Genomic DNA, 26,487 nt, shown 5'->3' with positions numbered 1-26,487 from the left:
AATTAGGATAGGACTCATGCGCCCAGAACTTTCTTCTTATAAGCACCTTGCTTCCGGCAAGGTCCGTGACATCTACGACGTCGACGAGAACACTCTGTTGATGGTGGTCTCCGACCGTATCTCGGCCTACGACCACTCCCTGGACCCGGCTATCCCGGACAAGGGGCGTGTTCTGACCGCGACCTCGAAGTTCTTCTTCGACGTCATCGATTTCCCGAATCACCTCGCCGGCCCGCTCGATGACGAGCGCATCCCAGAGGAGGTGCTGGGCCGCGCCATGGTGGTCAAGAAGCTCGACATGCTGCCTTTCGAGTGCGTCGCGCGCGGCTACCTCACCGGTTCCGGCCTAAAGGAATATAAGGAAAGCGGTACCGTTTGCGGCATCGAGCTGCCTGAAGGCCTTACCGAGGCCTCCCGCCTGCCAGAGCCGATCTTTACCCCGGCCACCAAGGCGGAGCAGGGCGAGCATGATGAGAACGTGTCTTTTGACGCGGTCGTCGCCAAGCTGGGCAAAGAGCGCGCGGAAGAGCTGCGCGCTGCCACCCTGCGCATCTACTCCGAGGCCGCCCGCATCGCGGAGGAGAAGGGAATCATCCTGGCCGATACCAAGTTCGAGTTTGGCCTTGATGAGAACGGCACCCTGATTCTGGCCGATGAGGTCCTAACCCCGGATTCCTCCCGCTACTGGCCGGCCGATACGTATGAGGAGGGCAAGGTTCAGCCTTCCTTCGACAAGCAGTACGTGCGCAACTGGCTGACCTCCCCGGAATCCGGCTGGGACCAGGCCTCTGATACCAAGCCGCCGCGCCTGCCTGACGACGTCGTCGAGGCCACCCGTGCGCGCTACGTCGAGGCTTACGAGCGTCTTTCGGGAAACTCCTTCTAAGGCCTAAAGCCTTCGTTACGGTAGGGTTTCGAGAAATCTCACTACAAATAAGCCCCCTAATCTCGCGAGGAGAACATGACTGAATTGACCCCGCCGATTGCCGCAAAACACCCCATCACCCGCGAGTTTCATGGCCGCAGCTTCGTGGATGATTACGAGTGGATGCGGGATAAAGAATCCGCAGAAACGCTCGATTATCTGCGCGCGGAGAATGCTTATACTGAGCAGGAGACGGCGCACCTTAAAGAGCTGACTGAGAACATCTTCCAGGAAGTAAAGTCGCGCGTGAAGGAAACGGACATGTCCGTGCCTTCGCGCAGGGGCCAGTACTGGTATTACGGCCGCTCTGTCGAGGGCAAGAACTATGGCATTAGCTGTCGCGTTCCGGTGGCCGAAGGTGCTGACCCGTGGACCGCTCCCGTTATTCCAGAAGAAGGCGCGCCTGAGGGCGAGGAAATCCTCCTAGATGCCAACGAGCTAGCAGAAGGCACCGAATTCTTCGCGATGGGTGCCTCCACCGTCTCTGACTCCGGCAACCTGCTGGCTTATTCCGTGGATACCGCTGGCGACGAGCGTTTTTCTCTGGTCATCAAGGACTTGCGTACTGGCGAGCTGCTCTCCGACCGCCTCGAAGGCATCTTCTACGGTGCAACCTGGGTGGGCGATGACTACATCTTTTACACCACGGTCGATGATGCCTGGCGCCCAGATACCGTCTGGCGCCACAAGGTGGGAACCGCGCAGTCCGAAGACGTGCAGGTCATGTATGAAGCCGACGAGCACTTTAATATCGGCGTCGGCAGTATTCGCAGCGAGAAGTACCTGTTCATCGTCATCGGCTCGAAGCTGACCTCAGAGACCTGGGTGCTGGATCGTACGGACCCGGAAGGCGAATTCCAGGTTCTGTGGCAGCGCGAAGCAGGTGTTGACTACGACGTCGACTATGCCGAGATCGACGGCCAGGCCTATTGGTTTGTCACCCACAACGCATCAGGCCCGAACTTCACCCTGGCCACCACGCCGCTAGCCGTAGGGGAGGACCTCGCACCGCTCCGCGAGCTCGATGTGCTGATTCCGCATCGCGAGGATGTGCGCCTGGAAGGCGTGGATACCTATCGCGACCAGGTCGTCGTAGGCTACCGCCGCGCCGGCATCGGGCGTGCCGCAATCATGGATGTACGCCATGGTTGGTCCGAATTTAAGGAATTAAACTTCAACGAAGAGCTCTACACCGTGAGCGTTGGCGGCAACCCGGAATGGGATGCATCGGTACTGCGCGTGAGCTACACCTCCTTCATCCAGCCTTCGCAGCTTTTCGATTACCGCGTCGAGACTGGCGAGTACACCTTGCTCAAGGAACAAGAAGTTCCGGGCGGTTACAACAAGGATGACTACGTTGCCTACCGCATGTGGACGCAGGCTTCCGACGGCACGCAGATTCCGGTCTCCATCGTGCACCGCGCCGATCTTGACCGCACCAAAGCTAACCCGACGCTTCTCTACGGATACGGCTCTTATGAGGCCAGCATGGACCCGTACTTCTCCGTCTTCCGTCTGTCCTTGATGGATCGCGGCATGATCTTCGCCATGGCGCACGTCCGCGGCGGCGGCGAGATGGGTCGCACCTGGTACGACGACGGCAAGCTTCTGCAGAAAAAGAACACCTTCAACGACTTCATCGCGGTGGCCGATGATCTCATTGCGCGCGGTGTCACCACCGCAGATCAGATGGTGGCGGAAGGCGGCTCCGCCGGTGGCCTGCTGATGGGCGCGGTGGCAAACATGGCCCCAGACCGCTTCACGGCCATCCAGGCCTCGGTGCCCTTCGTGGACCCGCTGACTTCCATCCTGAAGCCGGAGCTACCGCTAACGGTCATCGAGTGGGAAGAGTGGGGCGACCCGTACCACGACCCAGAGGTCTATGACTACGTGAAGTCCTATGCGCCTTACGAGAACGTCACTGCGCAGAACTACCCGGACATTTTGGCGATTACCTCGCTCAACGACACTCGCGTGCTCTACGTGGAACCGGCGAAGTGGATTGCCAAGCTGCGTGATACCGCAAAGGGCGGGCAGTTCCTGCTCAAGACGGAGATGGTCGCTGGCCACGGTGGCGTTTCTGGACGTTATGACAAGTGGCGCCAGAATGCCTTCGAGTACGCGTGGACCATTAACAAGGCCACGGGGTTGAAAGCTTAGACGCTCCTCGCCGCGCGGACTCGCGGTGGCTGTGCGATAATTGCACTTATGCATGGCCACCTTCTAGTTTCGATTTCCAGCATCTTTTCTGACACGCGGAAGCAAACTAGTAACCTCCTCAAAGAACTAGACCGGGAAGAAATCCCGGTCTCTTTGCTGGTTGCCCCACACATTGATGGCAATTGGCACCTGGCCAAGGATGACAAGACCTTAGGCTTTCTCAAAGAGCAGGAATCCGCGGGTAGGTTGCTTATTCTGAATGGCTTCGACCAAGCGGTGCAAGGTCGTCGCGCTGAGTTCGCTAACCTCGACTCGCACGAGGCCAATCTCCGTTTGAAGGGCGCCACGCGGCAGATGGCCAAGTTGGGCTTCGAGTCGAGCATCTTCGCACCTCCACGCTGGCGTATGTCGCCTGGCACCTTGGAGGTCCTACCGAACTTTGCTTTCGACGTCGCGGTCTCCACGCGTGGCATTCACGAGCTGCGTTCCGGCAAGTTCCACCAGACCCGCAACCTGTCCTTCGGCGAGGGCTTCGGCGCGGCGAAGTGGTGGCGCCGCAACATTATTCGCGCAGCTGAGCGCTCCGCGCTGCGTGGCAACACCGTGCGTCTTTCCATCTCTGGCCGCAACCTTAATGACAGGAAAGTGGTCTCTGACTTCATCAAGGCGGTTGACCGCGCCGCGAGCGCCGGCGCGCAGCCCGCGGACTACGGCGTCTTTTTGACGAAGCGCTAAAAGCCTCCCGCGGAAGTGCACGCCGAGCGTGCACCGAACGCACGGCACGCGTGCAAAAGCGTGCACCGAACGCGCAAAAACGCACAATTTGCCAATTAGACTGCTGAATCCGCGCTAATTCAGGGCACTATTTGGCAAATTGTGCGTAAGGGGGAAACGCTCCGGGGAAGACGCCCCGGAGGAAACGCTCCCGGGAGCCTAGAGCTTGAGGAAATCCCGGACCTGCGGTGGCAGGGCGTCGATGAGCTGGGGTGTCAGGAACTTCAGCGAACCGCCGAGCAACATTGCGATGCCGGGGACGGCAACCGCAAGGATCAATGCGATGATGCTGCCGGTGCTCGAACCAGAGCTAGAGCCGTTACTGGAGCTGGAGCCTTTGTTGGTGCCGGGCTTGCTGTCTGGGTCGGTGTCTGGTTCTTCGTCTGGGTTAGCGGCCGCCTTGCCCAGGCTGAATCCGACCTTGACCGGGTCGTGGTCGGAGGCGCGGAACGGGGAATCGTCGTAGAAGTCCACGATGTTGTAATTGCGGCGAGAGTACTCAAAGGCCACCGGCTCGTCGGCATTGATGTTCCACACCTGGGCGTCGGTTACCTTGCCGGATACAACCTCGTTTGCCAGGACGTGGTCGAGGGAACCCAACAGGCCAGAGAACTGGTAGGAGGCATCCGCGTGGTAGTCCTCAGCGGGAACGGTGTAGCCGCTGTCGCGGAAGACATCGATGGCATCGCCGTGGGTATAGGTGTTGAGGTCACCCATCACGAAGGTGGCCTTGTCCTGCCAATCTGGCTGCTTAGCCAGGTGCTCAAGAACGGCTTCGGCCTGTGCCTTGCGCACGTTGGGGTTATTGCCCTGGCCGTCGCCGGTGTCGGCGTCACCCTTAACAACGGAACCCTTGGACTTGAAATGATTGGCCACGGCCACGAAGGTCTCGTCATCCGCGGCGTCGACTGGCGCGAACTCCTGCGCTAGCGGCTCACGGGCCGTTCCAGTGAAGCGGTCGTCGACGAAGATGCGGGATTCACCAACCGGTGTGACGCGATCCTTTTTGTAGATAAACGCGGTGCGAATGACGTCCACGGTGTCCGGCAGCTTCTCCGGGGAGGTCACGTAGGCCCACTTCTCGGAACCAGCGGCCGCGTTGAGCTCGTCTGTCAGGTGCGCCAAGGCTTGGTCGCGCTTGGACTTGTCGCCGGTGACGCCGTAGCCGTCTTCGATTTCAGAAAGGGCGATGACGTCGGCATCAAGACCGTTTACGGCCGCGACAATCTTGCGCTGCTGGTTCTCGAAGGCCTCCGCGGTATAAGCACCGCGGGTCGTGCCGCGCTTGACGGTGACCGGGTTGCCGTTCATGTCATCGTAGGAGCTGCCGCCGTACTCCTCGCCAAGGGAGGTGAAGTAGTTCAATACGTTGAAGGCACCAATGGTGTATTCGCCTTCGACGTCGAGTGCGTGCAGTTCCTTTTCGCGGGAGTCTTCCCAGGTAATCGGCAAATCGCTGCCTGCCGTATTGCCCGTTACCGGTGCGGTGGGCTGGTAGCGCCACTGTTCATGGGAGTAACCCACGATGACCGGGTGCTGGAAAGTTACCTGGTCAGTGGTGCGCAGGGACTTGATGGTCTGTGCGTTGTCCTGCGCGATATATGGCAGCGGGGTGGATTGGTCAGACTCGAGGTAGTTTTTCGTGCGGCCATCGTCCAGCGTGACCAGCTTGGCGGCGTTGGAAGCGGCGAGTTTCTGTAGGTCGGAGTCTGGGTCTGTCGACGGGTCATAAAGGTCCGACGGCTGGCGGAGTGCCTCAGTGCCCGGCGCCAGGCCTACCTCGCCATACTGGTTGAGCGCGTAGTTGTTGGTCACGGTGTGGGTGCCAGGCAGCACCAGCATGTGCTCGTAGGCCTCACGGGCGACGTCGCCTTCCGGCAGGGCCTCCAGTTCGAGCGCGGTGACCTCCGGCAGGGGAGCATCGAGCTTCTCGACGGCATTTGCGGTTAGCTGGGTGGCGTCAAAGAACTCCGAGACCTTGCCAGAAACCTGCACGGAATCCCCGAGCTGCGGATAAGCAGAGGCTTCCTTGTTACCCATGTAAATAAACAGCGCCGGGGAAGCAGCAGGAGCCTCGTTTCCGGTGCCGCCGGTCTGGATAGTGAAGCCGTTGATGCCGCCCTCGGACCACACGCCAGTGACGACGCCCTTGGTCGTGACGTTCTGGTCTTTAACCGGAGACTGAGCGCCGGTTCCCTGGATTTCTTCGATGCTTAGCTCGCGGCCGGGGTCTGCAGGCTGCGTTGGTTCCTCTGGCTCAGCGGGCGTGGTTGGTTCGTTTCCGGAAGGCGTAGGAGTTGGCGTGCCGACATGGAAATCGGCAGCGTTGTCGTCGGTATCGGTGCCCGCCTCATCGCGAGAGACTGACTCTGCATTGGAGGTGCTTGGGGCAGGGGTGCCTTCTGCCAGCTGGGCGGAACCGTAACCGGCGAGGTCAACCTCGTTGCCGGAGGCGTCGTAAAGCTTGACCGATCCCTTCGAACCGGACAGGTTCAGGGAGGACTCCGCGTCTGGGGTAGGCAGTGGCGTGGAGCCGCCGTTGCCCTGGCCAGCCTGAATCAGGTAGTGCTTGCCAGCCGGAATCGCGCCGCTGAGAGCAGCCTTGCCGCCCGAGTTGCCACCGGCGGAAAAGTACTCGACGGACCAACCATCCAGCGAGACCGCGGCTTCGGTGGGGTTGAAGAGCTCGATGAAGTCGTGGGTAAAGGTCGCACCAGAGTTTCCGCCGCCGCCGTAAACCTCAGAAAGGACCACGGTATCACCTGCGGGGGCTGCATGGGCGGGTACGGTGAGAGTGGAGAAAGTGGAGATGAGCGCGGTCAAAGAAAGCGCGTGGAGAGAACGAGAGCGCATGAGAAACCTTGCAATAGGAGATATATGACCATTTGTTTCTAAGGCACCGCGTCGGGCTTGCCAAGCGTTCATCCCCCAGATGTCTTGGGGGTTTACATGCATGCCCAAAAAGTTTGTCTTGCGGTTCATCGGGTGTTTACGTGGGCTTTGCGGGGGCAGGGGCGTGCGAACTGTGCACAATTTGCCAAGCAAGCCCGGAAAATCAGCAAATTTGGGCGCACTATTTGGCAAATTGTGCCCACGCGAGGCGTCGGCGCCAGTAATCCCCCGAACCAAACCACCCCCAACCCGCCGCCCTATAGAATTGGTTTTCGTTCCCCGCGGGAAATACTGTGGGCACTAAGTCGACTACCGAGTTAAAACTTGAGCTGAATGAAACTGGAGGCACGATGGTTCAGCGCGTGTATGTGGAAAATCGCGAGGGCGGGCATGCCGCTGCATTATCGAAGGAGTACGGCGTCAACGTGCGCGTGCTCAATCGCTACGACGTAGAGGGCACCACCGATTCCGAATTTGCTACCGCGGTCAAGTTGGTTCTTTCAGAACCGCAGGTAGACACTACTTTTTCCACGCTGGACGAGGCTGGAGTTGCAGGCGGGGTTCTCGCCGTTGAACCGCTTCCAGGCCAGTTTGATCAGCGCGCCGATTCCGCGGCACAGTGCATTCAGTTCCTCTTTGAAAAGGAGCGCCCCCGCGTACGCACCGCGGTGGTCTATGCGGTAGATGGTGAGATTCCTGCCGCCATGCGCAAGGATCTGATTAACCCCGTCGAGTCCCGTGAAGCAGCGCTGGAGCTGCCGGAGACTTTGGCATTGCACGTCGATACCCCCGCAGACGTAGAGACCCTTGAGGGTTTCACTGCGCTTTCCGACGCCGCCCTTCCCGAGTTCGTTGCCTCCCACGGCTTGGCCATGGACGCGGACGACGCCACCTTGATTCGTAACTACTTTGCTTCCGAAGACCGCGAACCCACCATCACCGAGCTCAAGGTGATTGATACCTACTGGTCCGACCACTGCCGCCACACCACCTTCGAGACCGTCCTCGATTCCATTACCTTCAATGAGCCGACCGTTGAGGCCGCTTACCAGGACTACCTCGCAGCCCGCGAGTCCATCGGCCGCGCTAAGCCGGTGACTTTGATGGACATGGGCACCATCGCTGGTAAGGTGCTGCGTGCCACGGGCAAGCTCGACGCCATGGACGTCTCCGAGGAGATCAACGCCTGCACCGTTCATGTCACCATCACCGTGGATGGCAAGGAAGAGCCGTGGCTGCTGCTGTTTAAGAACGAGACCCACAACCACCCAACCGAAATCGAGCCTTTTGGCGGCGCTGCTACCTGCATCGGTGGCGCAATCCGTGACCCACTGTCTGGCCGCGGTTATGTCTACGGCGCGATGCGCATCTCCGGCTCCGGTAACCCGCTGGAGACCACCACTCGCGCAGGCAAGCTGCCGCAGAAGACCATTGCCCGCGTGGCAGCTGCCGGCAATTCCTCCTACGGCAACCAGATTGGCTTGGCTACCGGCCTGGTTGATGAGGTCTATCACCCGGGATACGTCGCCAAGCACCTCGAAATGGGTGCGGTAGTGGCGGGCGCACCGGCGGCGAACGTGCGTCGCGAAGTTCCGGCGGCGGGTGACCTCGTGGTGCTCGTCGGCGGTGCAACGGGCCGTGACGGTATCGGTGGCGCTACTGGTTCCTCCAAGTCGCACACCGTGGAGTCGCTGACCACCGCGGGCGCGGAGGTGCAGAAGGGTAACGCGCCGGAGGAGCGCAAGCTCCAGCGCCTGTTCCGCAACCCGGAGTTTTCCAAGCTCATCAAGCGCTGTAATGACTTCGGCGCCGGCGGCGTCGCCGTCGCAGTGGGCGAGCTGGCGGATTCGCTGGAGATCAACCTCGATGCGGTCCCGAAGAAGTACGAGGGCCTGAACGGCACCGAGCTGGCTCTGTCCGAATCCCAGGAGCGCATGGCCACCGTCGTTGAGGCAGGCGACCTCGACAAGCTGATCGCGCTGGCTAACGAGGAGAACCTCAACGCCGTGGTCGTTGCGGAGGTCACTGACTCGGGCCGCATGCGCATGCATTGGCGCGGCAACACCATCGTTGACCTTTCCCGCGAATTCCTAAACACCAACGGCGCCGACAAGCACGTCGACGTCGAGGTTGCCCCCGCCGCTGATTGGCGCGGCGCGGCCCGCGAGTGGGCACGCCGGGAGGACTTCAACGCGTCTTTCCTCGGCATGGCCTCCGACCTCAACGTGGCTTCCAAGCAGGGCCTGTCTGAGCGCTTCGACTCCACCGTCGGTGCCGGCACCGTGCTGATGCCTTTCGGCGGCACCCGCCAGGCCACCCCGATCCAGGCCACGGCACACACCCTGCCGGCGCTGGGAGAGACCACCAACTGCTCCGTGATGTCCTGGGGCTACAACCCATACGTCACTGAGGCCAGCCCGTTCCACGGGGCCTACCTCGCGGTGGTGGAGTCGGTGTCTAAGCTGATTGCTACCGGCGCCTCCTTCGACGAGACCTACTTGTCTTTCCAGGAGTACTTCGAGCGCATGGACTCCGCTGCGGCGTGGGGCAAGCCGGCTGCCGCGCTGCTGGGCACCATCAAGGCCCAGCTTGGACTCGGCGTCGCCGCGATTGGCGGCAAGGACTCCATGTCCGGCACCTTCGAGGAGCTCAGCGTCCCGCCGACGGTCATCTCGGTTGCCGTCAGCCACGACGATGCCACGCACATGGTGCCGAACTACTTCAAGGCAGCGGGCCACAAGGTCACGCTCTTCCAGCCGGAGATCGCTGGCGCAGAGGATACTGCGCTGGCCGGCCTGCCCACCCCAGATTCCCTGGTTGCCAACTTCCGCACCGTGACGGAGCTGCTGCGCTCCGGCAAGGTCATCTCCGCTTACACCCCGGGCTTCGGCGGCCCTGCCGAGTCCGTGCTGAAGATGGGCTTGGGCGAGGGCATCGGCTTCGCCTTTACTGACGACGCCCCGCTCTACGACTACGCCTACGGCGCCTTCGTCCTGGAGTGGGCAGACGGCGAGGAGCCAACCGCGGGCTCGGTTATTGGTGAGACCGCCGAGGGCGGCTTCACCTACCGCGGCACCGAGGTTTCCTTTGCCGACGCTGAGGCCGCCTACCTGGGCACTCTCGTAGAGATCTACCCGAGCTTCGTTGAGCAGACTGGTTCGGTTTCCCTGGCAGACGCCACTTCTTCGGTCTCCGCATCTGAGGCACCGACCATCACTCCGACCCACGGCGGCGCCAAGGCTTCCGCTCTCATCCCGGTCTTCCCGGGTACCAACTGCGAGTACGACTCCGCCCGCGCGCTGCGTCGCGCTGGCATCGAGCCGGAGATCCTCGTGGTGCGCAACCGCACCCCGGAGGACATTGTTGAGTCCGTCGACCGCATGGCCGCGGCTTTGGATCGCTCCCAGATGCTCTTCCTGCCGGGCGGCTTCTCTGGTGGCGACGAGCCGGACGGTTCCGCGAAGTTCATCACGTCCTTCCTGCGTAACCCATCGCTCACCGCGGGTGTGCAGGGGCTTCTCGACGAGCGCGGTGGCCTGGTCCTCGGCATCTGCAATGGCTTCCAGGCGCTGATCAAGCTGGGCTTGGTGCCGTTCGGCAAGATTTCTGAGCCGGGCACTGAGACCCCGACGCTGACCTTCAACACGATTGGTCGCCACCAGTCGCGTATTTCGCGTGTGCGCGTGGTCAATAACGCATCGCCGTGGCTGTCCAAGATTAACGAGGGCGACGTCTTCACCGTCCCGATTTCTCACGGCGAGGGCCGCATCACTGCTGGTGAGTCCGAGTGGGAGCGTCTAAAGGCAGCTGCCGTCACCCAGTATGTCGACGTTGCTGGTAACCCGCTGATGGATATCTCCGTTAACCCGAACGGCGGCCTCTTCGCCCTTGAGGGCATCATGTCCGAGGATGGCCGCGTCCTAGGCAAGATGGGCCACTCTGAACGCATCTCGGCATCTACCTACAAGAACGTGCCGGGCGAGTACGATATGAAGCTCTTCGAGTCTGCGGCAGAGTACTTCCGCAAGTAGTTCCGAGCCCGGCTGGTTGGGTCCCCCTGGTTGGGTCCCATTCCTTGGCTCCCTTTGCTAGCAAAGGGAGCCTTTTTACCCCAAAACACAAAACTCCACTCGCAATAGGACCCAACCAATGGGACCCAAAGACGGGGACCCAACCGGGGTGGAAGCCTCAGAGCGAATGGAGTTCGTGATGCCCAGGAGAAATCGCGTGAGCGCCGTGACTTAAGCGCCGATTGCGCGTGCGATGGTCTGCGCCCAGCTGACCTTCATCTCGTGTGCAAAGAGCCCGAAGGAGTGCGAACCCTGCTCGCTGTAGTAGCGGTTAACGTTCACGCCGGCGCGGCGCGCGTTGTGCGTGAAGGTCTCGGTGCACTGGTTGGCAATCACCTCAACTGCACGCGGGCCAACGTTGGTCACCGGGTTGATGTTGTTGCCATCAATCGGACCCGGGTTGCCGGATGCAGAAGCCACGAAGACATCTACACCGCGCAGGCGACCCGGATTGAAGTTCGGGTCATGGTCCGCCCACTGCGGCGAGCCCGGCAGACCCCACGCGTTGAAAGAGGAGCCGCCGCCGTAAGCCATCATTGCCGTCGAGGTCAGAACGCCCGTCGGATCAGAGCGCACTGGGCAGCCGGAGTAGGAAGCGGCCGCCTTGAAACGCTGTGGCGCATGCGCCGCGATATCGAGCGCCGCCGCACCGGTGGAGGAGAGGCCGCCGATGGCATCGCGGCCGGTGCCGTGGAACTCGGCGTCGATAAGCGGCGGAAGCTCCTGGGTCATGTAGGTGTTCCACTTGTTTACGCCCAGGATTGGGTCGGCCTGGTTCCAGTCCGTGTACAGCGAGTATGGGCCGCCAAGCGGCATGACTACGTTGACGTTTTTATCCGCGAACCATGGTCCGACGTCGGTATGCGTCATCCAGTTCATGCCCTCCTGGCCGCCCTGGATGCCAGGCAGGAGATAGAAGCTCGGGCGCGGTTGGTCGCCGCCCGGCAGCAGCACGTTGTTGGTGATGATTTCGCGGTTGGCAGGAGACCACACGTCGACGACCCAGTGGTTGCCGTTGATGTGGCGTTTGCCCACGATCTTGGCCTGGTCACCCAGCCAAGGCTGCGGGTTGGTCACGCGCGAGGAGACCTTCTCTAGGTGGCTCGACTGAGCCATGGCAGGGGTGGTGGTTGAGCCGACAGCCAGCGCGAGGGCGCCGGCGGCGGCGACGGACTTGAGCAGGGTTCCAATGGAGCGTGTGGAAGTCATAGTGGGAGCAAGTGTACAAGGATTTTTCAGCTTGTATAAGTACTTCCCAGGGAAAGTTGAAAAAAGATTCAACTACTGTGACTAAAGTGGCACGCGCTATTCGACGCCGGGCGCTGGACCGAGCGTCGTCTCCCAGGCCTTGTACAGCTGCGCTTCGAAGAAGTTTTCGTAGTCGGTCGAATCCGGCCAGGCCTCGCCGATTTTGGCGCCGGTGCAAAATTTAATACGCATAACAAAATAGTGGGTATTTCCTTGAAAGCGTCGGGCGGGCGCCGTATAGTTACGGCAACGTAAGTTTTCTCCGAAGTGAGGCGGCTACCTGGTGATGGCTAACAAGGAAAACACTGCGCTATTAGAAGGGGTGGAGCAGGCGCCACCTGAGGGGCTCGTCGAGCGGCGCTATTTCATCGCTGACCGTGGCCCACGCCCCCTCACTCGCGGCTGGGGCCACTTCTTTGCCGCGATTTGCTCGGTGATCGCATCTACTGTGCTGATTACCTATTCCTGGATGACGCTGCCCTGGTGGCACGCGCTAGCCGTTACCGTCTACGGCGTCGGCGTAGTGGGCTTGTTTGGCGTGTCCGCCCTTTATCACCGTTGGCCATGGCCGAGCTTGCGGGCAGTGCGTTGGTGGCGTCGGGCGGATCACGCAACCATCGCTGTCTTTATTGCGGCGACGTATACGCCGCTGTGTGCCATCGTCTTAGACGTGAAGCAGGCATCGCTCATGCTGGCTATTGCTTGGGCTGGGGCAATCTTGGGTGTCATCCTGAATCTGTTGTGGATAGACCATCCACGCTGGCTCGATGTGGTGGTCTATCTGGCACTGGGATGGTTGGTGGTCCCACTCATTCCCACCCTGTGGGGTGCAGCCGGCGCCGCAGTTGTGTGGCTGCTTTTTGCCGGCGGAGTGATCTATTCGCTAGGCGCTTTGGCCTATGGCTTCAAATGGCCGGGCCGCAACGCCCGGTGGTATGGCTACCACGAGCACTTCCACAGCGCGACTATCGCGGCTGCGGTTGTGCACATGGTGGCCATTTGGATGGTCGTGGCGGCCTAGGCGTTCAAATGGGGACAGGCGCCTAATCGCGCAGCGGGTCCACGCCGGCTTCGGTGAGCATCGGGATGTTGGATACCTCGGAAGGCAGGCCGAATGCGTCAACCAGAACCACGGACCACGGTGCCAAAGAATCCACCAGATCATTGATTGCAGCGCGGGCGGCCTTCATACGGCCGGCCGGAAGCAAGTTGTGCTCCTGATACCAGCCCGCGTGCTCGACCAGCGTGGACAGCACGAACAGGTGACGTAGCTGCTCGAAGACCTGGCGTGCGAGGGACCCTACCTCCAGGCGGTCTTCCGCCTCAATCATCGCTTGGACCAGCAGCGTATCTACACGGGCCCAGCCTGCCGCGATGAGGTGATCCTGGCATTGGTCCACGATGGCGGCTGCCTGCACCTTGTCGGCCTTGCGGGCCGGCTGGATACGATGAACGAGAGAAAGCAGGACGGACTGGGCACGGTCGTCGATGAGCTTGGCTTGGTAGACGGCGTCGAAAAGCGATGCCTCGTTCGGATTGACCAGGTCCACCAGCCCCTGCAGACGCGTGGTGAAACCAGTGCGGCGGCGCACGACTTCAGTGGCGGTCGTCGCGGCATAGCGCACGGTATCCCATGGAGACATGTCATTCATCGCGCGGCCGTAGGCGGTGAGCAGGTTCTTGCCTACCATCTGAATCAGCACGGTGTTATCGCCTTCAAAGGTGGCGAAGACATCGGAGTCGGCGCGGTAGGTGGTCAGGCGGTTTTCTGACATATAGCCCGCGCCGCCGCAGGCTTCACGGCATTCCTGAATCGTGCGGATGGCGTGCTGGGTCTGTGCGGCTTTAATCGCGCCGGCCAAAGACTCCATCTCGCGGGAGGCATACTTTTGCTCCTCGGTGGGAGTGGTCACGGACCACGAGCCTGCCTCCTGGCTGTCATTCATCTCCTGGTAGCGCTCCAGAATTTGGTTGTGTAGCAGGTGCAGCGCATAAGAGCGCGCCAGCGGGATGAGCAGGCGGCGGCGGTGCTGGCGGTGATCGATAAGGTGCTTTTCGGCGCCGGTTGCGCCTTCGAATTGGCGGCGTCGGTTGGCGTAGCGCACCGCGATGTCCAGCGAGGCCTCCGTGGCGGCGCCCGCGGCACCAGCCACGCCCATGCGCCCGCGGATCAGCGTGCCGAGCATGGTGAAGAAGCGGGCGTTGGGGTTTTCAATCGGCGAGGAATACCTGCCTTTTTCATCGACGTCTGCGAAGCGGTTAAGCAGGTTTACACGCGGTACGCGCACGTTGTCGAAGCGGAGCGTGCCATTATCGACGCCCAAGAGTCCACCTTTGTGGCCGTGATCGCCCAAGGTGATGCCCGGCAGGGCGTTGCCTTGCTCGTCACGAATCGGAACGATGATGGCGTGCACGCCGTGGGTGCGGCCATCGCTTTCTGGGGTCATAAGCTGCGTGAACACGACGGCGGCACGGCCGTCCTGGGCGGCGTTGCCAATGTAGTTCTTCACCGCGGTATCACTCGGGGTATTGATGATGAATTCATCAGTTTCTGGGTCGTAGTTCGCCGTGGTCTCAAGAGATTGCACATCGGAGCCGTGGCCGCGCTCGGTCATAGCGAAGCAGCCGGGTAGTTCCAGGGATGCGGCCTTTTGAATCCACTCGATGTGGCGCTCGGTACCGAGCTGGTCGAGGGCGCCGCCCCACAGTCCCCACTGCACGCCGGACTTGATGGCGAGCGAGCCGTCGACCCAGGCTAGGCCTTCTAGCGTGAAAGTGGAAAGAATCGGTTTGCCGGGCCCGCCATTGTCGCGGCGCAGACCTTTTTGGAAACCGCCGAAGTCGCGCACCTTAGCGAGATTGTTGAAGGTATGTGCGCGCTGCTCGGCGACGGAGAGATCTGGATGCGGGAAGAGCTCCGGATCATTGATGAACTCGCGTAGCTCCTGACGGAAAGCGGCGTGTGGGCCATCGAGTAGGTTGCCCAGCTCGGTAGCTACGGATGGCTTCGGTGTCTTGGGCAGGCGGCGCGGGCTGCGCGGCTCTGCTTGGGCGGTGGTGGAACGAAGATTTGCGCGGTTTGCCTCGGTGGTGGAAGCAGCGCTGGAATCCTTGCTTTGAGTCTTGAGGAGTGCCATGATTTTTCCTTCTTTGGGCGGCTGCTTTTGGCAGCCGGGGATTTTTTGGGGTGCGGGTTAGCGTTCGATGATGGCGGCCACGCCTTGGCCGCCGGCGGCACAGATGGAGATAAGAGCGCGGCCGCCGCCTGCTTCCTGCAGGACCTTCGCGGCGGTGGCGAGGATGCGCGCCCCGGTGGCCGCGAAGGGGTGGCCGGCAGCCAACGAAGAACCCTTGACATTGAGCTTGCTGCGGTCGATGGGGCCGAGCGCGCCGGGCAGGCCGAGGCGCTCGCAGCAGTAAGTCTCGTCCTCCCACGCATTCAAGGTGGCAAGGACTTGCGAGGCGAAGGCTTCGTGGATTTCGTAGAAGTCGAAATCTTGCAGGGTGAGGTTGTTGCGCTCGAGGAGACGCGGCACCGCATAGGTCGGCGCCATGAGAAGGCCGTCTCCGCCGTGCAGGAAGTCCACTGCGGCGGTCTCGGAATCAACTAGGTAGGCGAGCGGCTCGAGGTTATGGCTTGCGGCCCAGGATTCGCTGCCCAGGAGGGTGACTGCCGCGCCGTCGGTAAGCGGCGTCGAATTGCCGGCGGTCATTGTGGCCTGGGTGCCGTGCTGCTCGGCATCGCGCTTTCCAAAGACTGGCTTTAGCTGGCCGAGCTTTTCTGGCGTGGAGTCAGGACGGAGGTTGGTATCGCGGTTAACACCCATGAAGCCGGTGCTGAGGTCGTTAAAGAAACCTTCCTCCCAGGCCTGATGAAGCTTCTGGTGAGAAGCGAGCGCGAGCTCGTCCTGGGCGGCGCGGCTTACGCCCATTTTGCGGGCCGTGATAGCCGCGTGGTCGCCCATGGAAAGCCCCGTGCGCGGCTCGCCGTTTTGGGGCTGCTCGGGCGCGAGCTGGGCGGGGCGAATTGAGCCGATGAGCTTTGCACGTTGGGAAAGAGTCTTTGCGCGGCTGAGTCCGATGAGGGTGCGCCGCAGGGAATCGTTTACGGCAAGCGGGGCGTCTGAGGTGGTATCCGTGCCGCCGGCGATGCCGGATTCGATGCGGCCGCGGGCAATGGCGTCACCAACATGGATGGCGGCGGCCAAAGAGGTGCAGCAGGCCTGCTGCATGTCGAGCGCCGGGGTAGTAGAAGTAAGCGCCGAGCCAAGGACTACCTCGCGGGTGAGGTTGAAGTCTCGCGAGTGCTTGAGTACCGCGCCTGCTGCTACGAGCCCTACCCGTTCCTCGTGCAGGCCGAAGCGCGCGACGAGTCCGTCGAGGGCGCTGGTGAGCATGTCTTGATTGGAGGCGTGCGCGTATTCCTTGTTGGAACGGGCAAACGGAATGCGGTTGCCGCCCAAGATTGCGACGCGGGGCGAACTGCTGGTCATTGCGACTCCTTGCTGGGAAACCAGAGGTGGAAAAGTTTTCACTGGAATGTCCTAAATCACATTCCGAATGATAGTGTTAGTTGTATCACTCAATTAACTAACCTTGCAACCTCTTACAAAAAGGCTTGCAACCTTGTTAAAGGAAGGATTTCGAATGCCCAAACTCAATTTCGCCGAGAAACTAATCAACTCTCCAGTGGCCGCGAAGGCGGGCGTGCCGCAGGGCTATCCGCTGCGCCGCTTCACCCCCGGGGAGCCGGCTTTAGGCGCCCCAGTGGTCATTGATTCTGCAGGAGCGGGCCGCATCGCCCACTTCCTTTCCACTGCGCTCGCAGTGGACTATCAGCTGCTTTCGGTGGAGGCGGAAACTGGGCGGGGTGCGCTGGTATTCGACGCCACCGGAATCGAGGAGCCAGAGCAGCTGCGAGAGCTCTACGATTTCTTCCATCCGCAGCTGCGCAACCTCGCACCGAATGCACGCTTGCTGGTCATCGGCACCACCCCGGAGAAAACTGCGACCATCGATGCCCGCATTGCCGCCCGCGCCCTCGAGGGCTTCACGCGTTCGCTGGCTAAGGAGATGCGCAAAGGCGGTACCGTGAACCTCATTTGGGTCGAACCCGGCGCCACGGCGGAAATCGAATCCACGGTGCGCTTCTTCCTCTCCGGTAAGTCAGCGTTCGTAGACGGCCAGGTGGTGCGCGTGAAGGCCGCTACCGCCGAGGCGGACGCAGACTGGCAGGCGCCTTCTCAAGACCGTCTCGCCGTGGTCACCGGCGCAGCCCGGGGCATCGGCGCCACTATCGCGGAGGTGCTGGCTCGCGATGGCGCGCAAGTCATCTGTATCGACGTCCCCGTCGCGAGTGAGCACCTCAGCAAAACGGCAAACAAGGTCAAGGGCACCGCGCTACCGCTGGACGTTACTGACCCGGGTGCTGCCGCGATCATCGCAAAGCATGCGCAGCGCCACTATGGCCGCCCCATCGACGTCATCGTCCACAATGCCGGCATTACCCGTGACAAGCTGCTGGCAAATATGAACGAGGGGCAGTGGGACGCCGTCCTCGCCGTTAACCTCATAGCTCCAGTGCGTATCACCGAGGCGCTGCTGGATAGCGGAGATCTTGCAGCCGGGGCAGCGGTGGTGGGCGTGTCTTCCATGGCGGGAATCTCCGGCAACCGTGGCCAGACCAATTACGCCACCACCAAGGCCGGCATCATTGGGCTGGTTGATGCCCTCACCCCGGTACTGGCAGACAACGGTTCCACCATCAACGCGGTGGCGCCGGGATTTATCGAAACTGCCATGACCGCAGCCATGCCCACCGGCCCACGTGAGATTGGCCGCCGCATCAATTCCCTGCAGCAGGGCGGCTTGCCAGTTGACGTCGCCGAGACCGTCGCCTACTTCGCCGCCCCGGCCTCCGCGGCGGTCACAGGTAACACCGTGCGCGTGTGCGGCCAGAACATGATGGGAGCGTAAATGCTAGACCGCAATGTGCAGAACCTGAAAGAGATTCCGCAGCTTTCCAAGCTTTACCGCAAGCAGGTGATAAAGGCGCTGCCCGGTGTTGCGGGAAAACGCGTTATCGATGACCCACCAATTGCCTACCGGGTAGAAGGTGTATACATTGATCCGGAGCATCTTGCTGCTTATTGCCAAGCAGTGGGTTTCCGCCTGGGCAACGAGGTTCCGGTTACCTACCCTTATGCGCTGGCCTTCCCGCTAGCGGTCAAAGTCATGGACTCGCCGGGTTTTCCTTTCCCCGCCATGGGCATTGTTCATCTTTCAAACAAGATTGAACAATTCCGCCCTTTGCACGTGGAAGATGCTTTTACCATCGACGTCCACGCGGAGAACCTGCGCAGCCACCGCAAGGGGCTGGTGCTCGACATGATTACCTCCATCTATGTAGAAGGCATCTTGGTCTGGCAGCAAACCTCCGCATTCCTGGGGCCAAAAGCGCACTTTTCTTCCTCCACCCCGGCAGATGTGCAGGTAAGGCCAGAGGCCGCCCGCTTCCTGCCGCAGCCGGAAAAGCCCGCGCTGGGGGTAACGGCTATTGCGACGCTGCGTTTTAGCCCGGAAGCCGTAAAGACCTACGCGGCCGCTTCCGGGGATAAGAACCCCATTCACACCTCCCGGCTGGGCGCGAAGGCCTTTGGTTTTCCGAACACGATTGCCCATGGCATGTTCACCCACGCCAAGATGCTCACTGCGTTTGAGGGGCGCCTGCCCGATGCAGTGCGCGTGCAAGCAGACTTCTACAAGCCGGTCATATTGCCGGCCACCACGGCGCTTTTTAAACAAAAAGAAGGCTCCGGTTGGAACGCGCAGCTGCGCCAAGCCAAAAACGTTGAAAAGCTCCACGTTGCCGTCAACGTGGAGCCAGCGCACTAATCCAAGTGCTGGTGCTGCGGAGCCACAACCAGTGGCTTCGGGGAGTACTTTCCGCGCAGCTCGCGCAGGATGCCGGCGTGCTCCCACAGCGCCTTGTCCTCTGCCGTCTTCGGCGTGAACTGACGGGCTGCCATCGGCTGCCAGTCGGCGTCCATCGCCATATAAGAAACCGTGGCGTGGATGGCAGTCTCCAGATTCTGGCGTCCACCGCGCGGGTTGCCAGAGCGGACGTGGATGGACATCTGCATGGAGCGCGCATCGGTGCGCATCATACGGGCATCCACCTCGATGAGGTCACCGATGGCAATCGGCTGGTAAAAGCGAATACCGCCGGCATAAACGGCCACGGTGTGCTCGCCCGACCACTCCATGGTGCAGGCCGCGCCCGCCTCATCGATCCACTCCATGGCGGTGCCGCCGTGGACCTTGCCGCCCCAATTGACGTCGGTCGGCTTTGCTAGGAAGCGGTTGATCATGCGCGGGGCGTCGGAAGGCCCGTCATAAGTCTGCTTTTCCATCTCATCCTCGATGGCTCGGCGCAGCTCGATGCGGGACTCGGCCGCCTCCCAGACACGACGTTGGTCGTCGGAAGTCGGCTCAAACGGTGGCACAGGGGTGGATTTACCCGTTTCCGGATCCTTCGCCACGAAAATAACCAAGCAATCGCAAGCGCGCGTGAAGATGCCATCGCGTGGGTCTGCGGAAAGGACTTCGTTGACGATGTGCATCGAAGAACGGCCTGTCATGGCGATTCGCGAGCGCACCTCCACCAAGTGCCCGGAAGGAATCGGGCGAGTGAAATGGATGTGGCCCACATAGGCGGTAACGCAGTAGGCACCGGACCACTGGACCGCGCACGCATACGCTGCCTTGTCGATCCACTCCAAGACGCGGCCGCCGCCAATGCCCTGCGCACCAGCGATGGTCATATCCGTGGGCGCCGCCATGAATCGGAGGGTGATCGATGGCGACTTCGCGGTTTCAGTATTCTCTTGTTCCGGAAGGGTTAGTGACATGCATAGAAAGTTATCAGGGAGGCCGAATTAGCGCATGAAAAATAAGGTAGACCCAGCGGCCACGCGCGCTGCCGTGGTGGCGGTCCAAGACTGGATAAAACGCCCCGATGAGGTGGAAAAACCAGGTAGGGCATTGCTTGCCGATGCCGTCCGTCGCACCGCCCGCACCCTCGAAGTCGACGCGCCGGGCCATTCCGTGGAGCTGCGGGTGCCCCCATTCGTGGCAGTTCAATGCATCGAAGGTCCTCGCCATACGAGGGGTACCCCACCCAATGTGGTGGAGATGGACCCATTGACGTGGTTGCAGCTGGCCACGGGCCTGCTCCGCTGGGAAGAAGCCGTTTCCGCCGCTCGCCTCGAAGCTTCCGGCTCCCGCTCCGGCGAAATCGCAGGATGGCTGCCAGTCATTCCGTTAGTTTCTACTGCCCACAACGACTAGGATTAGCGCCGTGGTAGCTGAAAGAACTCCCCATATCACCAATCTCGATGATCACAACGAGACCGAACCCCGCGAGGAATGCGGCGTCTTTGGCGTCTGGGCTCCGGGGGAAGAGGTTTCGAAGCTGACCTACTTTGGTCTCTTCGCCTTGCAGCACCGCGGCCAGGAGGCCGCCGGTATCGCAGTCGGTGACGATGACAGCCTTGTCGTATTCAAGGATATGGGCCTGGTGTCCAATATCTTCGATGAATCCATCCTGGCCTCTCTTCAAGGCAACGTCGCCGTAGGGCATACCCGGTACTCCACCGCAGGCGGCAAGGAATGGGCCAACGTACAGCCCATGTTTGCCACCACCTCCAATGGCATCGACATTGCCTTGGGCCATAATGGCAACCTTGTTAACTACTTGGAGCTGCGCGAGGAAGCAGTAGAGCGCGGGCTGGTTGCACCGCAGCAAGAGTCGGTTTCCGATTCCATGTGCTTGTCCATGCTGCTTGCCGACGGCGTGAGTGATAGCGTCAGCATCTTCGAATCCGCTCGTGCGCTGCTCCCGCGTGTGAAGGGCGCATTCTGCTTGACCTTTACCGATGGGCACACGCTCTACGCTGCGCGTGACCCACACGGCGTGCGCCCGCTGGTGCTGGGCCGTTTGCCAAAGGGCTGGGTAGTAGCTTCGGAGACGTGTGCGCTCGACATCGTCGGCGCGCAGTTCATCCGCGAGATTGAACCGGGCGAGCTCATCTCCATCGACGAGGCGGGCATCCGCTCGGAGAAGTTCGCGGAGCCAACTCACCACGGTTGCGTCTTCGAGTACGTCTACCTGGCACGTCCTGACACCGACATCAAGGGCCGTTCGGTGAATGCGACGCGTGTGGAAATCGGGCGTCGCCTAGCGCGGCAATACCCGGCCCCAGATGCGGACCTAGTCATTCCAGTGCCTGAGTCCGGTAACCCGGCGGCCGTGGGCTATGCCCGCGAGTCCGGAATCACCTTCGCGCACGGCCTGGTGAAGAATGCGTACGTTGGCCGCACCTTCATTCAGCCCACCCAGACGCTGCGCCAGCTGGGCATTCGCCTGAAGCTGAACCCGCTGCGCGAGGTCATTGAGGGCAAGTCCCTGGTGGTCGTGGATGACTCTATCGTGCGTGGCAACACCCAGCGCGCGCTGATTCGCATGCTGCGCGAGGCGGGCGCGGCGGAGGTGCACGTGCGCATCGCTTCGCCGCCAGTGAAGTGGCCATGCTTCTATGGCATTGACTTCGCCTCCCCGGGCGAGCTCATTGCGAATGCGAATCCGTCGGATGACCCAGAGGTAGTCTGCAAGACTATCTGTGACGCCATCGGTGCGGACTCCCTCGGCTTCGTCTCCATCGATGAGATGGTCGCCGCGACCCAGCAGCCTCACCATGAGCTGTGCACCGCCTGCTTTGACGGTGTCTACCCACTCGGCCTCCCGGCCGGCAACCCGAACGCTGAGGCCGTGCGCTCCCTGCTCGGCGAAGAATCCTAAAACACAAGGCAAGGAACAAAAATGAGCGAGAATACTTACGCGGCAGCTGGCGTCAGCATCGAAGAAGGCGACCGCGCCGTCACCCTGTTTGCGCCGCACGCAAAGCGTGCAACCCGACCGGAGGTCATGGGCGGCCTGGGCGGCTTCGCGGGCCTGTTCAAGCTGGGCGAATACAAAGAGCCGGTCCTGGCTGCAGGCTCCGATGGCGTTGGCACCAAGCTGGCTGTTGCGCAGGCGATGGACGTCCACGACACCATCGGTATCGACCTGGTTGCAATGTGCGTCGATGACCTCGTGGTGTGCGGCGCGGAGCCGCTATTCCTGCAGGACTACATTGCCGTGGGCAAGGTCGTACCGGAGAAGGTCGCAGAGATTGTGAAGGGTATCGCTGAGGGCTGCGTGCAGGCAGGCGCTGCGCTGCTCGGCGGCGAGACCGCTGAGCACCCAGGAGTAATGGACCCAGAAGAATACGACGTCTCCGCAACCGCCGTGGGAGTAGTCGAGGCAGATTCCATCCTGGGCCCGGACAAGGTCCGCGACGGCGATGTCCTCATCGCGATGGCCTCTTCCGGCCTGCACTCCAACGGCTACTCCCTGGCTCGCTACGTCCTGCTGGAGCAGGCAGGTCTGCCGCTCGATGGCCACATCGAGGAGCTTGGCCGCACCCTCGGCGAGGAGCTGCTGGAGCCGACTCGCATCTACGCCAAGGACTGCCTGGCTCTGACCGCTGAGTGCAACGTTTCCACCTTCTGCCACGTCACCGGCGGTGGCCTGGCCGGCAACCTGGAGCGCGTCATTCCGGAGGGCCTGACCGCTGAAGTTAACCGTTCCACCTGGACCCCGGGCCAGATCTTCAAGACCATCGCTTCTGTGGGCAAGGTTTCCCTGGAAGAGATGGAGAAAACCTTCAACATGGGCGTTGGCATGATTGCCGTCGTCGCTCCGGAGGATCGCGAGCGCGCCCTGGCTATGATGGCTGCCCGCCACGTTGATGCGTGGGAGCTCGGCACCATCCGCGCCGCCGGCGAGGGCGAAGAGCGCGTCATCATGAACGGCGAGCACCCGAACTACTAAGCCCGCCCAACCACTTCTGCTTTCGGCCTTCCGTTCTCTGCCACATCGCGGTGGAGGAGGGGAGGTCGTTTGTGGTTTTCCTCTTCCGGCGCCGGTTTTCCTGCGCTTCCGCTCGGCTCTTCGGCGTTTTCGCGCGGATGGTAAAACCGCACCATTTAGGGCCGTCTGTCCAGCGGACGCCAAATGCAGTTGAAGCCTAGTGTGGTTTTCAAATGGTGAGGTTGCACTGTAACCACTGTGGCTGTAGTGGGCTCCTGGGGCGGGTGACGCCTCACCTCACCATTTGTTCCTCACCATTTGGAAATGCCGGCCGAGGGAAGGCCGAGGGAAGGGTAGGGGCAGCCCAGGCAGACCAGGGAAGCGGCCGTGAAGAGCAGGGTGCCGCGGGAAAGAGCCGGGCAGCGGCCAAAAGCAAAAGGCCGCAACCACGCGAAGCGGCCGCGGCCTACAGCTGGAGTCCCAGCGGCGAAAAGGAAAGCGCCTTAGCGCTGGTCCTCCTCGTCGTCTTCGTCCCACTCGTCGACGTAGTCGGCGTAAGGATCCTCGTCCTCGTAATCGTGGGAGTTGTTCGGGTTTTGGGAGGCAAGCTCCCGCTGGAGCGAATCCAGATCCATTTCAGGCGAATTGTACTTCAGCTGGCGTGCAACTTTGGTCTGCTTTGCCTTTGCGCGTCCGCGTCCCATGTGCATGACCCCCTTGAGGTGAGTAGGGCGTTCCAGGGATTCTTGGACGCCCCATCGGCTTAAATCTAAAAGTGTATCTTCCTGTTAGACACAATAGCCTGTGTGACGAAAAAATTCCGCACCACCCCCCTACATATGCCAAAACGAGTGGGATAACTCGCGCAGAGGGCTAAATGAGTTATCGGCCACGCAACTTTTCTACCGCAGCTCGTCCCGCCTTCGGGCCCTCATCGACGGGGATTGAGTCATTTTCCACGGATGCAGCGACATCCCCAATGGAAAGCTGTTGGCCGCTCAAAGCCGAGCGCTTGACCAGCGCGAGTGCGATGGGACCAAAGTCGCAGTCATCGACCACTGTGCCGAGACGTCCCACGCGGCGCCCGCCGAGAGTAACGTCCGCACCAATCTCCGGACGAGTAGGCGCCGAGCCATCCAGATAAAGCATCACCAAAAGCCGCGGCGAGCGGCCGAGATTCTCCACCCGGGCGACGGTCTCCTGGCCGCGGTAGCACCCCTTGTTCAGGTGCACGAATGCCGGCGCATCCCCGCGTGAAATCCAGTGCGGGACCTCGTGGGCAATCGCCTTTGCATCCAGGTCCGCGGCGAGCTCCGGCTCCAGCGCCTTTACACGCTCGGCGGTGTAGGCCATCAGTCCCACCAAGGTTCCGCCAGCCGATTCCAGTTCCGCCACGGCTGCCTCTAGGTCTTCACGCGGGACGAGATAGTCCGCGCGCTGCGGGCCGCGCCAGGCGACGTCGCGCGACACCACCGCGCTCGCTGGCGCCGGCAGGGCAGAACCCAGCACGGTGATAACCGCCAAGTGTGCTTCTTTCACCGTCACCTGGGACCAGAAGATCATTTTGGTCAAAAAATCCAGCAGCGAAGAAAACTGGGCTTCTGGAATATCCAGGTAGAAGGCCTCGCCAACTCGGGTGAGATCCATGTGGTGGAGCACGTGGCCCTGTATGTCTAGGTCGAGGGCGCCGGCGCTGAAGCCAGAGGGGGCGTCGTCAAGCTTTTGCGATAACAAGTTGTTGAGGAAGGTCGCAGCCTCTGGGCCCTCGACCTTGATGACGCGGCGCTGGGAGCGGTCCACGATCCCGGAGCCGGTTTCGATGATCCTTTGCTCCTTGAGCGGGTTACCGTAGTGCCAGGCGACGCCCGCGGCGTCGATTGCAGTGGCGTCTTGGAACTCAGCGGCGCCTGTGCGCGCTAAAAGTGGCGAAGAATAACTCACGAGATCCGATGGTAGGGCATAATAAAAATTATGGAGTTCACGCCTCGAAAAGAGCCGGTCATCTACGTTGTAGAGCCCTATGGTGGCTCTGTGCGCAAGCATCATCCGTCGCTGCCACTTATCTATTGGGATGACGCCGCTGTCACTCGCGGTGACGGCATCTTTGAGTCGCTGCTGGTGCGTGATGGCAAGGTGGCCAACATTGCCCGGCATAGCGCGCGCTTCGTGAACTCAGCACAGGCCCTCGAGCTGCCGGAACCGCAGATTGAAAAGTGGAAGGAAGCCACCGAACTCGCCATCGCGGACTACTTCGGCGGTGATGAGACAGGCGAGGCCAAGTGCACGTGGACATATACCCGCGGGCGTGCCTCGACAGGCCACCCGAGCGCTTGGGTCGTGGTGCAGGCAATCGATAAAAAGCTACTTGAGCAGCGCGAGAAGGGCGTCAAAGTAATGACCACCCCGCGCCTGTGGCACGTGGCCGAGGAACTGCCCGCCAAGACGCTGAACTACGCTGCCACCATGGCTACCTTGCGCCTGGCAAAGGGGAAGGGATTTGACGACGTCATCTTCGTCGACCCAGACAGTGGCATCGTTTTGGAAGGCGCCACCTCCACCGTCGTGGCAGTGCGTGGAAACAAGCTGCGCACCCCGGCAGCGAAGGGGATTCTCTCCGGCACCACGCAGGCTGCGCTCTTCGAATACGCGCAGCAGCAGGGCTATCGCTGCAAGGCTAAGGAAATCACGCCGGAGTATCTTGAGCGCTGCGATTCGGTGTGGTTGGTCTCTTCAGTACGCACCGCCGTGCGCGTTACAAGCCTCAATGACGCAAAGCTAAAGGCCCCGGATAACGCTGCGGAAATCCGAGGCCTGCTTGATGCCGCGCTTGCGCGGTATGGCTTAAACTAGCCTGCTACGCGCTCAAGCTCAGCGGACATGTACGGGCGCATCTCGCCGTCGACCATGCGCTCGTCGACCCAACCCAGGTTGTTGTTCGGCATCAAGCCGTACATGCGCTTGCCTGGGCCGAAGTTTTTCGGTCCGGTTTCGGTAACCATGGTGGAGGCGGACTCGAGCTGCCATGCACGCTCGTTGAAAGGCTCGCCGTAGAAGATCTCCACGATTCCGTTAGAGGAGGTGTAGGTCATCTCGATCTCGTCCTTCAAGGAGATTCGCCAGTAACCGGATTCGCGGATATCGGCACCCTGTGGCTTGCCCTCGGTGTCGATGCGCCAGGTACGAGAGCTATAAGTCAGGTAATTCTCGCCGTCGTGGCTGACAATAAGCTGCTGACCAAAGGTGTACTGCTCGCCGGAAGCATCGTGGGCCTGGCCTTCGCCCTGCCAGACGCCTACGAGGGGAAGAAGGGCTAGCAGGCCGTCGTGAAGCGACGGGCCCTGGCGCAGGTTAGCGGTTTCCTGCGGCAGAGGGTTGTTGCCGAGTTTCATGGCCGGGATGTTGCGGTTCGCTGCGTCCTTCCATGCCTCGGCGGCATTGTTGACAGCGTCGTTGCCATTTAGCTTTTCGTTGCTATTTTCGCTCATGACGCACCAGCCTAGTCGCCT

Annotated in this window: 20 protein-coding genes; 11 read left to right on the top strand and 9 right to left on the bottom strand. The window is 61.3% G+C overall.

Annotated elements, in window-relative coordinates; genetic code table 11:
• Positions 1 to 16 precede the first annotated feature (16 nt).
• The 3 genes from HMPREF2888_RS12195 (at position 17) to HMPREF2888_RS12185 (ending at position 3,820) form a co-directional block, all read left to right on the top strand.
• Complete coding sequence (locus HMPREF2888_RS12195; protein ID WP_062037258.1) at positions 17 to 886, top strand: phosphoribosylaminoimidazolesuccinocarboxamide synthase; 870 nt, start codon at positions 17 to 19, stop codon at positions 884 to 886.
• Between the two features lie 75 nt (positions 887 to 961).
• Positions 962 to 3,085, top strand: a complete 2,124-nt coding sequence (locus HMPREF2888_RS12190) for a S9 family peptidase (protein ID WP_070498258.1) — start codon at positions 962 to 964, stop codon at positions 3,083 to 3,085.
• A 48-nt stretch (positions 3,086 to 3,133) separates the two neighbouring features.
• Positions 3,134 to 3,820 (top strand): DUF2334 domain-containing protein, encoded by a 687-nt coding sequence (locus HMPREF2888_RS12185; protein WP_061924562.1) that lies wholly within the window; start codon positions 3,134 to 3,136, stop codon positions 3,818 to 3,820.
• Between the two features lie 198 nt (positions 3,821 to 4,018).
• Here HMPREF2888_RS12185 and HMPREF2888_RS12180 read toward each other — a convergent pair whose 3' ends face one another.
• The gene (locus HMPREF2888_RS12180) at positions 4,019 to 6,712 is read right to left on the bottom strand and encodes an ExeM/NucH family extracellular endonuclease (RefSeq protein ID WP_070518877.1); all 2,694 of its coding nucleotides are present in this window, start codon (positions 6,710 to 6,712) and stop codon (positions 4,019 to 4,021) included.
• 389 nt (positions 6,713 to 7,101) lie between these two features.
• Here HMPREF2888_RS12180 and HMPREF2888_RS12175 point away from each other — a divergent pair, with 389 nt between their 5' ends.
• Positions 7,102 to 10,782 carry a phosphoribosylformylglycinamidine synthase gene (locus HMPREF2888_RS12175; RefSeq protein ID WP_070518876.1) on the top strand — a complete coding sequence of 1,227 codons (3,681 nt, stop codon included), beginning with the start codon at positions 7,102 to 7,104 and terminating at the stop codon, positions 10,780 to 10,782.
• A 210-nt stretch (positions 10,783 to 10,992) separates the two neighbouring features.
• Here HMPREF2888_RS12175 and HMPREF2888_RS12170 read toward each other — a convergent pair whose 3' ends face one another.
• Positions 10,993 to 12,030 (bottom strand): alpha/beta hydrolase, encoded by a 1,038-nt coding sequence (locus HMPREF2888_RS12170; protein WP_061924553.1) that lies wholly within the window; start codon positions 12,028 to 12,030, stop codon positions 10,993 to 10,995.
• Between the two features lie 96 nt (positions 12,031 to 12,126).
• On the bottom strand, positions 12,127 to 12,261 hold the full coding sequence (locus HMPREF2888_RS13220) for a hypothetical protein (RefSeq protein ID WP_256374965.1): 135 nt from the start codon (positions 12,259 to 12,261) through the stop codon (positions 12,127 to 12,129).
• Between the two features lie 94 nt (positions 12,262 to 12,355).
• Here HMPREF2888_RS13220 and HMPREF2888_RS12165 point away from each other — a divergent pair, with 94 nt between their 5' ends.
• Positions 12,356 to 13,090: a PAQR family membrane homeostasis protein TrhA gene (locus HMPREF2888_RS12165; protein ID WP_061924550.1), complete on the top strand. Its 735-nt coding sequence runs from the start codon at positions 12,356 to 12,358 to the stop codon at positions 13,088 to 13,090.
• Positions 13,091 to 13,112: 22 nt separating this feature from the next.
• Here the strand turns inward: HMPREF2888_RS12165 and HMPREF2888_RS12160 are convergent, their stop codons facing one another.
• On the bottom strand, positions 13,113 to 15,206 hold the full coding sequence (locus HMPREF2888_RS12160; protein ID WP_061924547.1) for an acyl-CoA dehydrogenase family protein: 2,094 nt from the start codon (positions 15,204 to 15,206) through the stop codon (positions 13,113 to 13,115).
• Positions 15,207 to 15,263: 57 nt separating this feature from the next.
• Positions 15,264 to 16,562, bottom strand: coding sequence for an acetyl-CoA C-acetyltransferase (locus HMPREF2888_RS12155; protein WP_061924545.1), 1,299 nt, complete (start codon positions 16,560 to 16,562; stop codon positions 15,264 to 15,266).
• A gap of 154 nt (positions 16,563 to 16,716) precedes the next feature.
• Between HMPREF2888_RS12155 and HMPREF2888_RS12150 the strand changes: the two genes are divergently transcribed.
• Positions 16,717 to 18,045 (top strand): 3-oxoacyl-ACP reductase, encoded by a 1,329-nt coding sequence (locus HMPREF2888_RS12150; protein WP_070432615.1) that lies wholly within the window; start codon positions 16,717 to 16,719, stop codon positions 18,043 to 18,045.
• Complete coding sequence (locus tag HMPREF2888_RS12145; RefSeq protein WP_070518875.1) at positions 18,046 to 18,963, top strand: MaoC/PaaZ C-terminal domain-containing protein; 918 nt, start codon at positions 18,046 to 18,048, stop codon at positions 18,961 to 18,963. It abuts the gene before it with no gap.
• On the opposite strand, the gene HMPREF2888_RS12140 is transcribed toward HMPREF2888_RS12145, so the two are convergent.
• Positions 18,960 to 19,979 carry an acyl-CoA thioesterase gene (locus HMPREF2888_RS12140; protein ID WP_062037303.1) on the bottom strand — a complete coding sequence of 340 codons (1,020 nt, stop codon included), beginning with the start codon at positions 19,977 to 19,979 and terminating at the stop codon, positions 18,960 to 18,962. The two genes, HMPREF2888_RS12145 and HMPREF2888_RS12140, sit on opposite strands and share 4 nt — an antisense overlap.
• A 34-nt stretch (positions 19,980 to 20,013) precedes the next feature.
• Here HMPREF2888_RS12140 and HMPREF2888_RS12135 point away from each other — a divergent pair, with 34 nt between their 5' ends.
• The 3 genes from HMPREF2888_RS12135 to purM are packed head-to-tail and all read left to right on the top strand — an operon-like array spanning position 20,014 to position 23,002.
• Complete coding sequence (locus HMPREF2888_RS12135) at positions 20,014 to 20,418, top strand: sterol carrier family protein (RefSeq protein WP_061924533.1); 405 nt, start codon at positions 20,014 to 20,016, stop codon at positions 20,416 to 20,418.
• 10 nt (positions 20,419 to 20,428) lie between these two features.
• Positions 20,429 to 21,928 (top strand): amidophosphoribosyltransferase, encoded by a 1,500-nt coding sequence (gene purF / locus HMPREF2888_RS12130; protein ID WP_061924528.1) that lies wholly within the window; start codon positions 20,429 to 20,431, stop codon positions 21,926 to 21,928.
• 21 nt (positions 21,929 to 21,949) lie between these two features.
• Positions 21,950 to 23,002, top strand: a complete 1,053-nt coding sequence (gene purM, locus HMPREF2888_RS12125) for a phosphoribosylformylglycinamidine cyclo-ligase (RefSeq protein ID WP_061924525.1) — start codon at positions 21,950 to 21,952, stop codon at positions 23,000 to 23,002.
• Positions 23,003 to 23,484: 482 nt separating this feature from the next.
• Here the strand turns inward: purM and HMPREF2888_RS12120 are convergent, their stop codons facing one another.
• Together HMPREF2888_RS12120 and HMPREF2888_RS12115 are read right to left on the bottom strand one after the other, a co-directional pair.
• Entirely contained in the window at positions 23,485 to 23,685 is a 201-nt protein-coding gene (locus HMPREF2888_RS12120) for a DUF3073 domain-containing protein (RefSeq protein ID WP_179294342.1), read from the bottom strand.
• 178 nt (positions 23,686 to 23,863) lie between these two features.
• The gene (locus HMPREF2888_RS12115) at positions 23,864 to 24,922 is read right to left on the bottom strand and encodes a CAF17-like 4Fe-4S cluster assembly/insertion protein YgfZ (protein WP_070432618.1); all 1,059 of its coding nucleotides are present in this window, start codon (positions 24,920 to 24,922) and stop codon (positions 23,864 to 23,866) included.
• 30 nt (positions 24,923 to 24,952) lie between these two features.
• Between HMPREF2888_RS12115 and HMPREF2888_RS12110 the strand changes: the two genes are divergently transcribed.
• The gene (locus HMPREF2888_RS12110) at positions 24,953 to 25,831 is read left to right on the top strand and encodes an aminodeoxychorismate lyase (RefSeq protein ID WP_070432619.1); all 879 of its coding nucleotides are present in this window, start codon (positions 24,953 to 24,955) and stop codon (positions 25,829 to 25,831) included.
• On the opposite strand, the gene HMPREF2888_RS12105 is transcribed toward HMPREF2888_RS12110, so the two are convergent.
• Entirely contained in the window at positions 25,828 to 26,466 is a 639-nt protein-coding gene (locus tag HMPREF2888_RS12105) for a heme-binding beta-barrel domain-containing protein (protein ID WP_061924518.1), read from the bottom strand. The genes HMPREF2888_RS12110 and HMPREF2888_RS12105 overlap by 4 nt on opposite strands.
• Positions 26,467 to 26,487 lie beyond the last annotated feature (21 nt).

Source organism: Corynebacterium sp. HMSC077D03 (genome assembly GCF_001808545.1).
In the GTDB taxonomy this organism is placed as follows: Bacteria; Actinomycetota; Actinomycetes; order Mycobacteriales; family Mycobacteriaceae; genus Corynebacterium; species Corynebacterium simulans.
This window is presented reverse-complemented; position numbering and strand designations above follow the sequence as displayed.

Excerpts from the sequence above, each read along its gene's own strand:
- HMPREF2888_RS12195 (WP_062037258.1), top strand. The coding sequence starts at position 17 with ATGCGCCCAGAACTTTCTTCTTATAAGCACCTTGCTTCCGGCAAGGTC.
- HMPREF2888_RS12190 (WP_070498258.1), top strand. The coding sequence starts at position 962 with ATGACTGAATTGACCCCGCCGATTGCCGCAAAACACCCCATCACCCGC.
- HMPREF2888_RS12185 (WP_061924562.1), top strand. The coding sequence starts at position 3,134 with ATGCATGGCCACCTTCTAGTTTCGATTTCCAGCATCTTTTCTGACACG.
- HMPREF2888_RS12180 (WP_070518877.1), bottom strand. The coding sequence starts at position 6,712 with ATGCGCTCTCGTTCTCTCCACGCGCTTTCTTTGACCGCGCTCATCTCC.
- HMPREF2888_RS12175 (WP_070518876.1), top strand. The coding sequence starts at position 7,102 with ATGGTTCAGCGCGTGTATGTGGAAAATCGCGAGGGCGGGCATGCCGCT.
- HMPREF2888_RS12170 (WP_061924553.1), bottom strand. The coding sequence starts at position 12,030 with ATGACTTCCACACGCTCCATTGGAACCCTGCTCAAGTCCGTCGCCGCC.
- HMPREF2888_RS13220 (WP_256374965.1), bottom strand. The coding sequence starts at position 12,261 with ATGCGTATTAAATTTTGCACCGGCGCCAAAATCGGCGAGGCCTGGCCG.
- HMPREF2888_RS12165 (WP_061924550.1), top strand. The coding sequence starts at position 12,356 with ATGGCTAACAAGGAAAACACTGCGCTATTAGAAGGGGTGGAGCAGGCG.
- HMPREF2888_RS12160 (WP_061924547.1), bottom strand. The coding sequence starts at position 15,206 with ATGGCACTCCTCAAGACTCAAAGCAAGGATTCCAGCGCTGCTTCCACC.
- HMPREF2888_RS12155 (WP_061924545.1), bottom strand. The coding sequence starts at position 16,562 with ATGACCAGCAGTTCGCCCCGCGTCGCAATCTTGGGCGGCAACCGCATT.
- HMPREF2888_RS12150 (WP_070432615.1), top strand. The coding sequence starts at position 16,717 with ATGCCCAAACTCAATTTCGCCGAGAAACTAATCAACTCTCCAGTGGCC.
- HMPREF2888_RS12145 (WP_070518875.1), top strand. The coding sequence starts at position 18,046 with ATGCTAGACCGCAATGTGCAGAACCTGAAAGAGATTCCGCAGCTTTCC.
- HMPREF2888_RS12140 (WP_062037303.1), bottom strand. The coding sequence starts at position 19,979 with ATGTCACTAACCCTTCCGGAACAAGAGAATACTGAAACCGCGAAGTCG.
- HMPREF2888_RS12135 (WP_061924533.1), top strand. The coding sequence starts at position 20,014 with ATGAAAAATAAGGTAGACCCAGCGGCCACGCGCGCTGCCGTGGTGGCG.
- purM (WP_061924525.1), top strand. The coding sequence starts at position 21,950 with ATGAGCGAGAATACTTACGCGGCAGCTGGCGTCAGCATCGAAGAAGGC.
- HMPREF2888_RS12120 (WP_179294342.1), bottom strand. The coding sequence starts at position 23,685 with ATGGGACGCGGACGCGCAAAGGCAAAGCAGACCAAAGTTGCACGCCAG.
- HMPREF2888_RS12110 (WP_070432619.1), top strand. The coding sequence starts at position 24,953 with ATGGAGTTCACGCCTCGAAAAGAGCCGGTCATCTACGTTGTAGAGCCC.
- HMPREF2888_RS12105 (WP_061924518.1), bottom strand. The coding sequence starts at position 26,466 with ATGAGCGAAAATAGCAACGAAAAGCTAAATGGCAACGACGCTGTCAAC.